Genomic DNA, 12,381 nt, shown 5'->3' with positions numbered 1-12,381 from the left:
CCGGGTGCTGCCGCGCCCCCGGCTTCCCGCCGCCCGCCCCCGCTCCCTACGCCGGGACCCTCCGCCCTACCCACCGCCACGCGACCTCCAGGACCGCCGCCCCCGTCGCCGCGATCGCGACCGCCGCCCACGGCATGGTCACGCCGACCAGCTTCAGGGCGAAGAAGTCCTGGAGCCAGGGGACCACGAGGACGAGGAGGAAGGCGCCGCCCATGGTGGCGACCAGGGCGACGCGCCACCAGGTGTAGGGGCGGGCGATGATCGCGAGGACCCACATGGAGACGAGGAAGAGGGTGAGGGTCGCCGCGCTGGTCTCGGCGTCGAGGGCGCCGGGGCCCGTGTAGTGGTGGCGGGCGAGGAGGTAGGTGGTGAAGGTGGCCGCCGCGGCGATGACGCCGGCCGGGATCGCGTACCGCATCACCCGGCGTACGAAGTGGGGCTTGGCGCGCTCCTTGTTCGGGGCGAGGGCCAGGAAGAAGGCGGGGACGCCGATGGTGAGGGTCGACAGCAGGGTGAGGTGCCGGGGCAGGAACGGGTACTCGACCTGGGAGCAGACCACCAGGATCGCGAGGAGGACGGAGTAGACCGTCTTCGTCAGGAAGAGGGTGGCGACGCGGGTGATGTTGCCGATGACCCGCCGGCCCTCCGCGACCACCGACGGCAGGGTCGCGAAGGAGTTGTTGAGCAGGACGATCTGGGCGACCGCGCGGGTGGCCTCGGAGCCCGAGCCCATGGAGACGCCGATGTCGGCGTCCTTGAGCGCCAGCACGTCGTTGACGCCGTCACCCGTCATGGCGACCGTGTGGCCGCGGGACTGCAGCGCGGCGACCATCTCGCGCTTCTGCTGCGGGGTGACCCGGCCGAAGACCGCGTGGTCGTCGAGGGAGCGGGCCATCTCCTCCCGTTCGGTCGGCAGTCGCCGCGCGTCGACGGTGTGCTCGGCGCCGGGCAGGCCGAGCTTGCCGGCGACGGCCCCGACGGAGACGGCGTTGTCGCCGGAGATCACCTTGGCGGCGACGTCCTGGTCGGCGAAGTAGGCGAGGGTGTCGGCGGCGTCGGGCCGCAGCCGCTGTTCGAGGACGACGAGGGCCGTGGCGCGGGCGTCGGCCGCGACGTCGGGGGAGTCGAGTTCCCGGGTGGTGCGGGCGAGCAGGAGCACCCGCAGTCCCTGCTCGTTGAGCCGGTCGACCTCGGCCAGGGAGGGGTCCGTGTCCGGCAGGAGCACGTCGGGGGCGCCGAGCAGCCAGGTGGAGGTCTCGCCGTCGCCCTCGCTGAAGGCCGCGCCGCTGTACTTGCGGGCGGAGGAGAAGGGCAGCGCCTGGACGCAGCGCCAGTCGACCGCGTCCGGATAGGCGTCGATGACGGCCTGGAGGGAGGCGTTGGGCCGCGGGTCGGACTCGCCGAGGGCGCCGAGCACCTTCCGCACGTACGTCTCGTCCGCCCCGTTCAGCAGGCGCAGCTCGGTGACGTCCATGCCGCCCTCGGTGAGCGTGCCGGTCTTGTCGAGGCAGACGACGTCGACGCGCGCGAGGCCCTCGATGGCCGGGAGCTCCTGCACGAGGCACTGTTTGCGGCCGAGGCGGATCACGCCGATCGCGAAGGCGACGGAGGTGAGGAGGACCAGGCCCTCGGGGATCATGGGGACGATGCCGCCGACGGTGCGGGCGACGGAGCTCTTGAAGTCGGCGTCCTTGACGACGAGCTGGCTGACGATGAGGCCGATGGCGGTGGGCACCATCATCCACGTCACGTACTTGAGGATCGTGGAGATGCCGGAGCGCAGCTCGGAGTGGACGAGGGTGAAGCGGGACGCCTCCTCGGCGAGCTGGGCGGCGTACGCCTCGCGCCCGACCTTGGTGGCGGTGAACGCGCCGCCGCCCGCGACGACGAACGAGCCCGACATCATCCGGTCGCCGGGCTGTTTCACGACGGGGTCGGCCTCGCCGGTCAGCAGCGACTCGTCAACCTCCAGGCTGTCGGCCTCGGCGACCTCGCCGTCGACGACCACCTTGTCGCCGGGGCCGAGCTCGATCAGGTCGCCGAGGACGATCTCGGAGGTGGAGACCTCGGCGGAGACGCCGTCGCGGCGGACGGTGGGCCGGGCCTCGCCGATGACCGCGAGCCCGTCGAGGGTCTTCTTGGCGCGCAGTTCCTGGATGATGCCGATGCCCGTGTTCGCGATGATCACGAAGCCGAAGAGGCTGTCCTGGATCGGCGCGACGAACAGCATGATCACCCACAGCACGCCGATGATCGCGTTGAAGCGGGTGAAGACGTTGCCGCGGATGATGTCGGCGGTGGAGCGGGAGCTGCGGACGGGGACGTCGTTGACCTCGCCGCGCGCGACCCGCTCGGCGACCTCGGCGGAGGTCAGTCCGGCGATCCGGTGCACGACGGGAGGCGCGTCAGGGGCCCCGGGCCCGGTGCTCCCACCGGTGCCGGCCCTGGTCCCGCCCGCCGCCTCGCCGCCGTCGGTGTCGATCTTCGCCCGCTGACTCATGTTCCCGACGTTACGGCCGGACGGGGGCGTTCACCCGCCGAGAGGGCCGAAGATCGGACCCGGGGAGGACACGAATGGTCCCCAGGTACTACGGGACGCGGTGGGCGGCCTCTACGGGTCGGGGTGCCCGGGCCCTACGGGACGGGACGGGACGGGGGCAGGCTCAACGCGGGCCGGGTCAGGCCCCACGGGGCCGGGCTCGGCCTCGACGGGGCGGGGTCGGCCTCTACGGGGCCGGGTTGGCCTCTAAGGGCGGGGCCGGCCTCTACGGGGCGGGGTGCCCGGCCTCCGGCCCCTGCTGCTCGGCGGCGGCCGCCGCGTGGCGCTTGATCGCCGCGTCCCGCTTCCGTACGTACCAGATGCCGATGAGTCCGAGTCCGCCGCCGGCCAGGCAGGTCCACACCCACCAGGTCAGGTCGCGGTCGTCGAACCAGCCGTAGAAGGGGACCTGCACGAGGAACAGGACGAACCAGAGGATCGTGCCGCCGGTGATGGTGGCGACGACGGGCCCCTCCAGGGGCTCGGGTGCCTCGTACTTGGGTGTCCACTTCGCCATGCGGTCAGTCTAGGCGGCCGGTCTCCGGCCCCCCGGGCGGTCATCGGCATGCTCACCCGCACCCTCACCCGGGCCACCCCGACCCCTCCACCGGCTGACGTCTACGCGCGGAGATGGACTGCCCCTCGTTCATGTGTTCATACTGAAACGGTTTGCCTCTGGCGGGTTCCCTTCGTATGAACCGCCAAATGGACGTCTTCACACCTCCGTAGAGGAACCCCCCATGAGCACCACGGCCGCCGCCAAGGCCATGCCCACGCCCCCGAGCCCGCAGGGGCCGCACTCCGCGCTCGACCGCTTCTTCAAGATCTCCGAGCGCGGCTCCACCGTCGCCCGCGAGGTCCGCGGCGGTTTCGCCACCTTCTTCGCGATGGCCTACATCATCGTGCTGAACCCGATCATCCTCGGCAGCGCCAAGGACATGTACGGGCACCAGCTCGACGGCGGCCAGCTCGTCACCGCGACCGTCCTGACCGCCGCCTTCTCGACCCTCCTCATGGGCGTCATCGGCAACGTGCCGATCGCGCTCGCGGCCGGTCTCGGCGTCAACACCGTCGTCGCGCTCCAGCTGGCGCCCCAGATGTCGTGGCCCGACGCGATGGGCATGGTCGTGCTGGCCGGTCTGGTCGTGATGCTGCTCGTCGCGACGGGCCTGCGCGAGCGCGTGATGAACGCCGTGCCCGTCGGCCTGCGCAAGGGCATCGCCATCGGCATCGGCCTGTTCATCATGCTGATCGGCCTCGTCGACTCGGGCTTCGTCTCCCGCATCCCGGACGCCGCCCACACCACCGTCCCGCTGCAGCTCGGGGGCGACGGCCACCTCACCGGCTGGCCGGTGCTCGTCTTCGTGCTCGGCACCCTGCTCACCCTCGCGCTGATCGTCCGCAAGGTGCCGGGCGCGATCCTGATCTCGATCGTCGTCATGACGATCGTGGCCATGATCATCAACGCGGTCGCCACCGTCCCCTCCTGGGGTCTGACGACCCCGGAGTGGCCCGGCAACCCGGTCGCCTCGCCCGACTTCGGCCTGGTCGGTCAGGTCAGCCTGTTCGGCGGCTTCGGCAAGGTCGGCGTGCTGACCGGCGTGCTGTTCGTCTTCACCGTGCTGCTGTCCTGCTTCTTCGACGCCATGGGCACGATCCTGGGCGTCGGCGACGAGGCCAAGCTGATGGACAAGGACGGCAACTTCCCGGGCATCAACAAGGTCCTGCTGGTCGACGGCCTGGCCGTCGCCTCCGGTGGCGCCACCTCCTCCTCCGCCACCACCTGCTTCGTGGAGTCCACGGCCGGTGTCGGCGAGGGCGCCCGTACGGGCCTGGCGTCCGTGGTGACCGGTGGTCTGTTCTCGGTCGCGCTGTTCCTCACGCCGCTCGCCACGATGGTGCCCTCGCAGGCGGCGACCCCCGCCCTGCTCGCGGTCGGCTTCCTGATCCTGGCCGGGTCGGTCAAGGACATCGACTGGAGCGACTTCACGATCGCCGTGCCGGCCTTCCTGGCGATGCTGATGATGCCGTTCACGTACTCCATCACCAACGGCATCGGCATCGGCTTCATCGCCTTCAGCGTGCTGCGGCTCGCCGCGGGCCGGGGCCGCGAGGTCCCGGTGGCGATGTACGCGGTGTCGGCGGTCTTCGTCTTCTACTACGCGATGCCCGCCCTCGGCCTCACGTGATCGCGGGGCGCGTGGCCGCCCCGTAGAACTTCTCCGTCTCCTCGACGGCGGTCTGGAACCGCTCGTCGAAATCCTCCCGAATGAGCGTCCGGACGACATAGTCCTGGACGCTCATTCCTCTTCTGGCGGCATGTCCGCGGAGCCGTTCGAGCAGCTCTCCGTCGATGCGCAGGCTGAGCACGGTCGATTCCATGCCCGTCAGGTTCGCGCCACGAGCCGCCCGAGTGCGTCACTTTTCGGATCGGTCTCACTCGTATGGGTGACAAAAGGTGGCCAGAGGTTTTCGATTGGTCTTTAGTTAGAGTAATGAGTTACGCTAAGGAACATGCCTGACCTGTCCCACGGCACCGCCGACGACGTCGCGGCCGTGAACGCACTCCGCAGCGCTGTGATGCGGCTGAGCCGGCGCCTGAAGCACCAGCGCGTCGACGAATCGCTGAGCCCCACCGAGATGTCGGTGCTCGGCACCCTGTCGCTCTGCGGCCGCGCCACCCCCGGCGAGCTGGCCCGCAAGGAGCACGTCCAGCCGCCGTCGATGACGCGCATCGTGGCGCTGCTCGAGGCCAAGGGCCTGGTCAGGCTGGAGCCGCATCCCGACGACCGCCGGCAGAAGGTGGTCAGCCAGACCGAGCAGGCCGAGGCCATGCTCGAGGAGTCCCGCCGCAAGCGGAACGCCTGGCTGGCGTCCCTCGCCGAGGGTCTGGACGAAGACGAATGGGCGAAGCTGCGCGCGGCCGCCCCCGTCCTGGAGAAGCTCGCCCACCTGTAGACCCGAAAGCCAAGGAGGCGACGCACTTTGAGTACGGGACCCGGAGCAGACTCCGCACCCGTCCACAAACCCGATACCCACGCGCACCCGCGCACCCGCCCGGGCAAGGGGACCTTCTCCTCGCTCGCGATCCGGAACTACCGGCTGTTCTTCACCGGAGCGATCGTCTCCAACACCGGTACGTGGATGGCCCGGATCACCCAGGACTGGCTGGTCCTGAGCCTCACCGGCTCGGCCGCCGCCGTCGGCATCACCACGGCCCTCCAGTTCCTGCCGATGCTGCTGTTCGGCCTGTACGGCGGCGTCCTCGCCGACCGCTACCCGAAGCGGCGGATCCTGCTGGTCAGCCAGGCCGCGCTCGGCCTGTGCGGACTGACCCTCGCCGCGCTGACCCTGTCCGGGCACGTCCAGGTCTGGCACGTCTACCTGGTCGCCTTCCTCCTCGGCATGGTCACCGTCGTCGACAACCCGACCCGGCAGTCCTTCGTCTCCGAGATGGTCGGCCCCGCGCAGCTGCGCAACGCCGTCTCGCTGAACTCGGCGAACTTCCAGTCGGCCCGGCTCGTCGGACCCGCCGTCGCCGGCCTGATGATCGCCTCCATCGGCAGCGGCTGGGCCTTCCTGATCAACGGCCTGTCCTTCCTCGCCCCGGTCACCGGCCTGCTGATGATGCGGACGAGCGAACTCCACAAGGTGGAGCGCGCCCCGCGCGGCAAGGGCCAGCTGCGGGAGGGACTGCGGTACGTCGCCGGGCGGCCGGACCTGATCTGGCCGATCGTCCTCGTCGGCTTCATCGGCACCTTCGGGTTCAACTTCCCGATCTGGCTGACCGCCTTCTCGGAGGAGATCTTCCACGTCGGCGCCGGCACCTACGGCTTCCTCAACACCCTGATGGCGGCCGGCTCCCTCGCCGGCGCGCTGCTCGCCGCCCGGCGCGGCTCGACCCGGCTGCGGATGCTGGTGGTCGCGGCGGGCGCCTTCGGCGTACTGGAGGTCGCGGCGGCGCTGTCGCCGTCGTTCTGGCTGTTCGCGCTGCTGCTCGTACCGATCGGCATGATCGGTCTGACCGTCAACATCAGCGCCAACTCGGCGGTCCAGATGGCGACGGACCCGGTCATGCGGGGCCGGGTGATGAGCCTCTACATGATGGTCTTCGCCGGCGGCACCCCGATCGGCGCGCCGCTGCTCGGCTGGGTCACCGACACCTACGGCCCCCGCGTCGGCTTCGCGACCGGCGGCCTGGTCTCGCTCGCGGCGGCCGCGGCGATCGGCCTGGTCCTGGCCCGCGTGGGCGGTCTGAAGCTCGCGGTCGGCTGGCACCACGGCCACCCGAGCGTCCGTTTCGTCCCGAACGGCCGCCGCGAGAGCCTGGCTGCGGCGGCGTGACCGCGCCGCCGGGCGGGCGGTGCGGCCCGGCGCGGGGACCGTCCCGGGAGGGGGGGACCGCGCGGCCGGTCGGACCCGCGCCGCCGGACCCGTCGCTGGATGTGAGCCGCTGGACGTGAGCGGCTCGACGTGCCCGCCGCCGGGCCCGCGTCGCTAGACCCGTCGTTCCAGGACCTGCCCCGGCCAGTCGCCCACCGTGAAGGGTTCCGTACGGGTGAAGCCCTGGCGCTCGTAGTACTCCACCAGGCGCCCCTCGCTGCCGGCGAAGCAGTCGACCCGCAGCAGCGAGACGCCCGCGAGGCGGGTCCGCTCGGCCGCGTGGGCGAGGAGGGCCGCGCCGACCCCGTGGCCGTGGAAGCGGCCGTGGGTGGCGAGGAAGCGGACGTAGCGCTCCGGCTCGGCGGCCGGGGCGACGTACGCGCCGGGGTGCGGGGTGAGGGTGAGGGTCCCCACCGGCCGGCCGTCGAGCTCGGCGATCCACGGCTCTCCCTCGGCGACGACCCGCTCGACCGTCTCCACCGTCTTCGCCCGCGCGCTGAACGGCTCGGTGCCCCACTGGGCCGTGATCCCCCGCTCGTTGAGCCACACCACGGCGCTGTCGAATATCCCGAGCATCGCGGGAACGTCCGCCGCCCCGCCCGCCCTGATCTTGATCCCGGAGTTCATCCCGCCGAGGCTAGGGGGTGCCGCGCGTCCCTGCCACACTCACCTCATGAGGCTTTTCGCTGCCGTCCTGCCGCCGCCCGCGCAGCTGGCCGAGCTCGCCCGCGAGGTGGACCTGCTCACGCGTCTGCCGGGCGCGGACCGGCTGCGCTGGACCTCCCGGCCCGGGTGGCACTTCACCCTCGCCTTCATGGGCGAGGTCGACGACGACCTGCTGCCCGAGCTGACGGCCCGGCTCGGGCGGGCCGCCCACCGCACCGCACCGTTCCCGCTGCGGCTGCACGGCGGCGGCCGCTTCGGTCGGGCGGTGCTGTGGACCGGCGCGGCGGGCGGCCTCGACGAGATGCGGCTGCTCGCCGAGCGCGCGGACGCCGCCGCCCGCCGGGCCGGTGTGCCGATGGACGAGCACCGCCGCTACCAGGCCCACCTCACCGTCGCCCGGTCCCGCGCCGACGACCTGGACCTGCGTCCCTTCGTCGCCCGGCTCGACGCCTTCGAGGGCACCCGCTGGCAGGTCTCCGAGCTGGCCCTGGTGCGCAGCAACCTGCCCGGGGGCGGGGTGCCGGGGGAGCAGCCGCGCTACGAGACGATCGCCACGTGGCCCCTGGGCGGGACGGCGGAGGCGGCGGGTTAACCTCGGAGGGTGGACCCGAAGACCCGTAACCGGATCATGGCCGGCGTGCTCGTACTGATGTTCGCGATCATCGCGGTGGCGTCGGTGACCGGCCAGTAGCCCCCCCATGGCGAGCCGTAGACCGCCCGTGGCGAGCCGTGCAAAGTCCTTGCTTCGAGTGGACTCCAAGGCGTTGCCTTGAATCCCATGGAGTACACGCAGCTCGGACGCACAGGACTCAAGGTCGGCCGGCTCGTCCTCGGGACGATGAACTTCGGACCCCAGACGGACGAGGCCACCAGCCACGCCATCATGGACACCGCGCTCGACGCGGGCCTCAACCTCTTCGACACGGCGAACGTCTACGGGCAGACCGCCGGCAAGGGCCGCACCGAGGAGATCATCGGCTCCTGGTTCGCCGCGGACCCGTCCCGCCGCGACAAGGTGGTGCTCGCCACCAAGGTGTACGGGAACATGGGCGTGGAGGGGCAGGTCTGGCCCAACCACGACCGGCTGTCCGCCGTGAACATCCGGCGGGCCGTCGAGGGCAGCCTGAAGCGGCTCGGCACGGACCACATCGACGTCTACCAGTTCCACCACATCGACCGTCTGACTCCCTTCGAGGAGATCTGGCAGGCGGTGGACGTGCTGATCCAGCAGGGGAAGATCCTCTACGCCGGGTCCTCCAACTTCCCCGGCTACAAGATCGCCCAGGCCAACGAGGCCGCCGCCCGGCGCGGGATGGTCGGTCTGGTCAGCGAGCAGTGCCTCTACAACCTCTTCGAGCGGCGCGCCGAGATGGAGGTCATCCCGGCCGCGGAGGAGTACGGGCTCGGGGTCATCCCCTGGTCCCCGCTGCACGGCGGCCTCCTCGGCGGTGTCCTGCGCAAGACGGTGAAGGAGGGGCGTCGTGCGGGCGGCCGGTCGTCCGGTGTGCTCGCCGATCCGGCGGCGCGGGAGAGGATCCAGCGGTACGAGGACCTGCTCGACAAGCACGACCTGGACCCGGGCGAGACGGCCCTTGCCTGGCTGCTGACCCGGCCGGGCGTGACCGGCCCGATCATCGGCCCGCGCACCCCGGAGCAGCTGAAGGGCGCCCTGCGCGCCCTGGAACTGACGCTCGGCGAGGAGCTGCTGGCCGCCCTCGACGAGATCTTCCCGGGCCCTGAGCCTTCGCCGGAGGCCTTCGCCTGGTGACGGCTTCGTCAGGGCCTGGGCGAGGGTGAGCCGGCGCACCGCCGTGCGGGCCGGCCGAGGCTTCCTCCGCGTCAGTCGCGGGGGAAGCCGTCGGTCTTGAGGACGAGTTCCAGCGGGGTCTTGGTCAGGTCGAGGTCGGTGCCGAAGGGGACCCGCACCTCTTCGGTGTAGTCGCCGTCCTCGGGCTTGGTGTAGGCGATGCACCGGGCCGTGTAGGGGTCGGCGACGACGTAGACGGGGACACCGGCGGTGGCGTAAGCGGTCTTCTTGGGTCCGTAGTCGTTCATGCCGGTGCCCTGGGAGATCACCTCGGCGACGAACTCCACGTCCTCGTGGTTCCAGCGGCCCTTGTCGTCCTGCACGGCGTCGTCCCGCAGCTTGGCGACGTCCGGGCAGAACGCGTTGCGTTCGCCGGGGAAGTCGATGCGTACGTCCGACGCCACCTTCACGTCCATCCCGAACTGATCCTCCAGGGCGCGGACGATCCGGCGAGTGATATCCCAGTGCGTCTGCCTCTGTGGAACCATGAAGACGACCCCTCCGACGACTTCGCTCTTGTGTCCTTCGGGGGCGATCTCAAGCCACTCGAACAGCTTGTCCAAGGGCACGTCGTTCTCGCTCATGGCCAGCTCGATCCTGTCGTCCTCTACGACGGTCATCGTGGCGCTCCTCCCCGCTGCCGCGCGTTCGCATGCAGTCGCCGCAGTCGCCGCAGTCGCCGCAGTCAACGATACGCACGCCCGTGCCGACACGCCGTCGGCCAACTCGCCACCTGGAACGGCGTGTCACGCCCCGCCGAGCCAGCTGGGCGCGTCCAGGCGGAAGGCGGTCTCGGCGGGGACGACGGTGCGCAGGGCGGCCTCCAGGTCGTGGACGCGGTCCGCGCCGAGGCGGGCGGACCACTCGGCGCGGAGTTCGTCGAAGACCGCGGCGGAGCGGGCGAGGGCGTCGGTGCCGTGCGGGGTGAGGCGGACGAGCTTGCGGCGGGCGTCGGCGGGGTCGTCGGTGCGTTCGGCGTAGCCGAGGGCGAGGAGCCGTTCGACGGTCTTGCCGGCCGCCTGCTTGGAGACCCCGAGCCGGCGGCCGATGTCGCTGGCCGTGGAGCCGTACGGGCTCGCCGCGACGGCCTGGAGGGCGAAGCCGTGCGCGGGGCGCAGGTCGGGGTGGCCCTGGCGGGCGAGCTCGGCGTGGAGGCGGTCGATCAGGGTGCGGAAGCCGGCGAAGAGCAGCAGGGGCAGCTCGAAGCCGGGGCGGTCGGGCGCCCGGTCCGGTGCCTGGTCGGATCCCCGGTCCCGTGCCTGACCGGGGGCCTCGGGAGGAACCCTCTTGCCGTTATCGACAACCTGGTTTACGTTTTCTCCGCCGACATGGTCAACCATGTTGTCGATCCTATCGGAGGGGCCCACGTGTCACTCGACCTGTCCACCGACCGAACCGCCGACCAGACCGCCGACCTGTCCACCCGTACCGCCCAGGCCGTCGCGCTCCTCGAAGAGTCCCCGCACACCCTCGACGGCTTCCTCAAGCTCAGTGAGCTCTTCGAGTCCACCACCCTGGACCCGCACTCCCGCGAGACCGTGATCCTCACGGTCGCCGCCCGCAACCAGTGCCACCTGTGCGTCGACATGCACGAGGCCAAGCTGGCCGCCCTCGGCCCGGCCCCGGCGCGCGAACGCCTCGACGCCGTACGCCGTTTCACCCTCCAGGTCCTCGCCGCCTCGGGCGCGGTGAGCGACGCCGAGCTCGACGCCTTCCTGGCCCACGGCTACACCCGGCAGAACGCCCTCGAAGTGGTCCTCGGCATCGGCACGTACACCGTCTCCACCTTCGCCAACCGCCTCACTCGCGCATCATGACACCGTGAACAACACGAGGCAGCACGTCAGTTCAGGATCGCCGCTCGAGCCGGAGATCGGCTTCTCCCGCGCCGTCCGCAAGGGCTCCCACATCGCCGTCGCCGGCACCGCGCCCATCGCCGAGGACGGCGGGACCGCCGGCGTCGGCGACGTCTACGCGCAGACCGTGCGGTGCGTCGACATCGCCGAGACCGCCCTCAAGGCCGCCGGGTCCTCCCTCGACGACGTCGTACGGACCCGGATCATGCTCACCGACATCACGACCTGGAAGGAGGCGGCCAGGGCACACGGCGAACGGTTCGGCGCCGTGCGGCCGGTGACCACCTTCGTGGAGGTCTCGCGGTTCATCGACCCCGACTGGCTCGTCGAGATCGAGGTCGACGCCGTCACCGACTAGCCGGCGCGCGGCTGATCGACCGGGGCCCCGTACGGGCCGCCGATGCCCCACGCCTGGTGCAGGGCGGTCGCGAAGGCCGCCGCCAGTTTGTCTTCGCCGGTCGGCCCGGGGTGGGTGCCGTCGTAGGTGTCGTGGTCGATGTCGTACGACTCCGGGACCGACGCCAGGAGCAGCGGCGAGGAGGCCGTGTCCAGGTCCGCGACCGTCTTCGCGAGCAGCTCGTTGAAGCGGGCGCACTCGGCGGCGAAGGGGGCGTCGTAGGTGGCCCGTACGTTCGGTATGACGGGCAGCAGCACGGCCCGCACGCGCGGGTTGGCGGCGCGGGCGGCGCCGAGGAAGGCGCGGACGTTCTCGGCCGTCTGGTCGCTGTTGGTGTAGAAGCCGAGGTCGATCAGGCCGAGGGAGATCAGCAGCACGTCCGCGCGGGTCTCCCGCACCGTCTCGCCGGCGAGCGGCGCCATGTGCAGCCAGCCCTCGCCCCAGCCGGCCAGATGACGGCGGGCGGCGGCCGGGAAGTCCGGGTCGGCGTACGCGTCCGAGGTCGCGGCGTCGGTCGCCGCCTCGTACAGCGCGGTGCGCGGCCCGACGATCTCGTACGCCCCGGGCAGCACGGCCTCCAGGTGCCGCCACATCCGGTAGCGCCAGGTGAAGTCGCCGGCGCGTCCGATGGTCATGCTGTCGCCGACGAACAGAAAACGCATGGAGCACATCATCACCGACGCCGGACCGGTGCAGACCGGGCCGGTGACGTGATCCCGGCCACCAGGGACGC

At 71.4% G+C, this 12,381-nt stretch carries 14 protein-coding genes; 7 read left to right on the top strand and 7 right to left on the bottom strand.

What is annotated here, in order from left to right; all coding sequences use genetic code 11:
- Positions 1–46: 46 nt before the first annotated feature.
- Positions 47–2,500, bottom strand: a complete 2,454-nt coding sequence (locus tag ABD954_RS14805; RefSeq protein ID WP_345486500.1) for an HAD-IC family P-type ATPase — start codon at positions 2,498–2,500, stop codon at positions 47–49.
- Positions 2,501–2,765: 265 nt separating this feature from the next.
- The gene (locus tag ABD954_RS14800) at positions 2,766–3,056 is read right to left on the bottom strand and encodes a DUF2530 domain-containing protein (protein WP_345486499.1); all 291 of its coding nucleotides are present in this window, start codon (positions 3,054–3,056) and stop codon (positions 2,766–2,768) included.
- Positions 3,057–3,306: 250 nt separating this feature from the next.
- Here ABD954_RS14800 and ABD954_RS14795 point away from each other — a divergent pair, with 250 nt between their 5' ends.
- Entirely contained in the window at positions 3,307–4,728 is a 1,422-nt protein-coding gene (locus ABD954_RS14795; RefSeq protein ID WP_345492180.1) for an NCS2 family permease, read from the top strand.
- Here ABD954_RS14795 and ABD954_RS14790 read toward each other — a convergent pair.
- A complete protein-coding gene (locus ABD954_RS14790) occupies positions 4,721–4,921 on the bottom strand; it encodes a ribbon-helix-helix protein, CopG family (RefSeq protein ID WP_345486498.1) in 201 nt (66 codons plus the stop codon). The two genes, ABD954_RS14795 and ABD954_RS14790, sit on opposite strands and share 8 nt — an antisense overlap.
- A gap of 132 nt (positions 4,922–5,053) precedes the next feature.
- Here ABD954_RS14790 and ABD954_RS14785 point away from each other — a divergent pair, with 132 nt between their 5' ends.
- Together ABD954_RS14785 and ABD954_RS14780 are read left to right on the top strand one after the other, a co-directional pair.
- Positions 5,054–5,497: a MarR family winged helix-turn-helix transcriptional regulator gene (locus tag ABD954_RS14785; RefSeq protein WP_345486497.1), complete on the top strand. Its 444-nt coding sequence runs from the start codon at positions 5,054–5,056 to the stop codon at positions 5,495–5,497.
- 27 nt (positions 5,498–5,524) lie between these two features.
- On the top strand, positions 5,525–6,883 hold the full coding sequence (locus ABD954_RS14780) for an MFS transporter (protein ID WP_345486496.1): 1,359 nt from the start codon (positions 5,525–5,527) through the stop codon (positions 6,881–6,883).
- A 153-nt stretch (positions 6,884–7,036) separates the two neighbouring features.
- Here ABD954_RS14780 and ABD954_RS14775 read toward each other — a convergent pair whose 3' ends face one another.
- Positions 7,037–7,549 carry a GNAT family N-acetyltransferase gene (locus tag ABD954_RS14775; protein ID WP_345486495.1) on the bottom strand — a complete coding sequence of 171 codons (513 nt, stop codon included), beginning with the start codon at positions 7,547–7,549 and terminating at the stop codon, positions 7,037–7,039.
- A 46-nt stretch (positions 7,550–7,595) separates the two neighbouring features.
- Here ABD954_RS14775 and thpR point away from each other — a divergent pair, with 46 nt between their 5' ends.
- Both thpR and ABD954_RS14765 read left to right on the top strand, forming a co-directional pair.
- Positions 7,596–8,180 (top strand): RNA 2',3'-cyclic phosphodiesterase, encoded by a 585-nt coding sequence (gene thpR, locus ABD954_RS14770; protein WP_345486494.1) that lies wholly within the window; start codon positions 7,596–7,598, stop codon positions 8,178–8,180.
- A 186-nt stretch (positions 8,181–8,366) separates the two neighbouring features.
- Positions 8,367–9,356, top strand: a complete 990-nt coding sequence (locus ABD954_RS14765; RefSeq protein WP_345486493.1) for an aldo/keto reductase — start codon at positions 8,367–8,369, stop codon at positions 9,354–9,356.
- 71 nt (positions 9,357–9,427) lie between these two features.
- Here ABD954_RS14765 and ABD954_RS14760 read toward each other — a convergent pair whose 3' ends face one another.
- Both ABD954_RS14760 and ABD954_RS14755 read right to left on the bottom strand, forming a co-directional pair.
- Positions 9,428–10,015, bottom strand: a complete 588-nt coding sequence (locus tag ABD954_RS14760; protein WP_345486492.1) for a Uma2 family endonuclease — start codon at positions 10,013–10,015, stop codon at positions 9,428–9,430.
- 126 nt (positions 10,016–10,141) lie between these two features.
- On the bottom strand, positions 10,142–10,744 hold the full coding sequence (locus ABD954_RS14755; protein WP_382745645.1) for a MarR family winged helix-turn-helix transcriptional regulator: 603 nt from the start codon (positions 10,742–10,744) through the stop codon (positions 10,142–10,144).
- An 18-nt stretch (positions 10,745–10,762) separates the two neighbouring features.
- Between ABD954_RS14755 and ABD954_RS14750 the strand changes: the two genes are divergently transcribed.
- Both ABD954_RS14750 and ABD954_RS14745 read left to right on the top strand, forming a co-directional pair.
- Positions 10,763–11,212 carry a carboxymuconolactone decarboxylase family protein gene (locus tag ABD954_RS14750; RefSeq protein ID WP_382745610.1) on the top strand — a complete coding sequence of 150 codons (450 nt, stop codon included), beginning with the start codon at positions 10,763–10,765 and terminating at the stop codon, positions 11,210–11,212.
- Positions 11,213–11,216: 4 nt separating this feature from the next.
- On the top strand, positions 11,217–11,609 hold the full coding sequence (locus ABD954_RS14745) for a RidA family protein (protein ID WP_345486490.1): 393 nt from the start codon (positions 11,217–11,219) through the stop codon (positions 11,607–11,609).
- Here the strand turns inward: ABD954_RS14745 and ABD954_RS14740 are convergent.
- Entirely contained in the window at positions 11,606–12,310 is a 705-nt protein-coding gene (locus ABD954_RS14740; RefSeq protein ID WP_345486489.1) for a GDSL-type esterase/lipase family protein, read from the bottom strand. The genes ABD954_RS14745 and ABD954_RS14740 overlap by 4 nt on opposite strands.
- Positions 12,311–12,381: the final 71 nt, after the last annotated feature.

Source organism: Streptomyces roseoviridis, from assembly GCF_039535235.1.
GTDB lineage: Bacteria > Actinomycetota > Actinomycetes > Streptomycetales > Streptomycetaceae > Streptomyces > Streptomyces roseoviridis.
Note: the sequence above shows the minus strand (reverse complement) of the source record. Positions and strands in the feature narration are given on the sequence as shown.

Bases quoted from the DNA above. Each gene is read 5' to 3' on its own strand.
- ABD954_RS14795 (WP_345492180.1), top strand. From the start codon at position 3,307: ATGCCCACGCCCCCGAGCCCGCAGGGGCCGCACTCCGCGCTCGACCGC.
- ABD954_RS14740 (WP_345486489.1), bottom strand. From the start codon at position 12,310: ATGCGTTTTCTGTTCGTCGGCGACAGCATGACCATCGGACGCGCCGGC.
- ABD954_RS14800 (WP_345486499.1), bottom strand. From the start codon at position 3,056: ATGGCGAAGTGGACACCCAAGTACGAGGCACCCGAGCCCCTGGAGGGG.
- ABD954_RS14765 (WP_345486493.1), top strand. From the start codon at position 8,367: ATGGAGTACACGCAGCTCGGACGCACAGGACTCAAGGTCGGCCGGCTC.
- ABD954_RS14805 (WP_345486500.1), bottom strand. From the start codon at position 2,500: ATGAGTCAGCGGGCGAAGATCGACACCGACGGCGGCGAGGCGGCGGGC.
- ABD954_RS14785 (WP_345486497.1), top strand. From the start codon at position 5,054: ATGCCTGACCTGTCCCACGGCACCGCCGACGACGTCGCGGCCGTGAAC.
- ABD954_RS14760 (WP_345486492.1), bottom strand. From the start codon at position 10,015: ATGACCGTCGTAGAGGACGACAGGATCGAGCTGGCCATGAGCGAGAAC.
- thpR (WP_345486494.1), top strand. From the start codon at position 7,596: ATGAGGCTTTTCGCTGCCGTCCTGCCGCCGCCCGCGCAGCTGGCCGAG.
- ABD954_RS14775 (WP_345486495.1), bottom strand. From the start codon at position 7,549: ATGAACTCCGGGATCAAGATCAGGGCGGGCGGGGCGGCGGACGTTCCC.
- ABD954_RS14790 (WP_345486498.1), bottom strand. From the start codon at position 4,921: ATGGAATCGACCGTGCTCAGCCTGCGCATCGACGGAGAGCTGCTCGAA.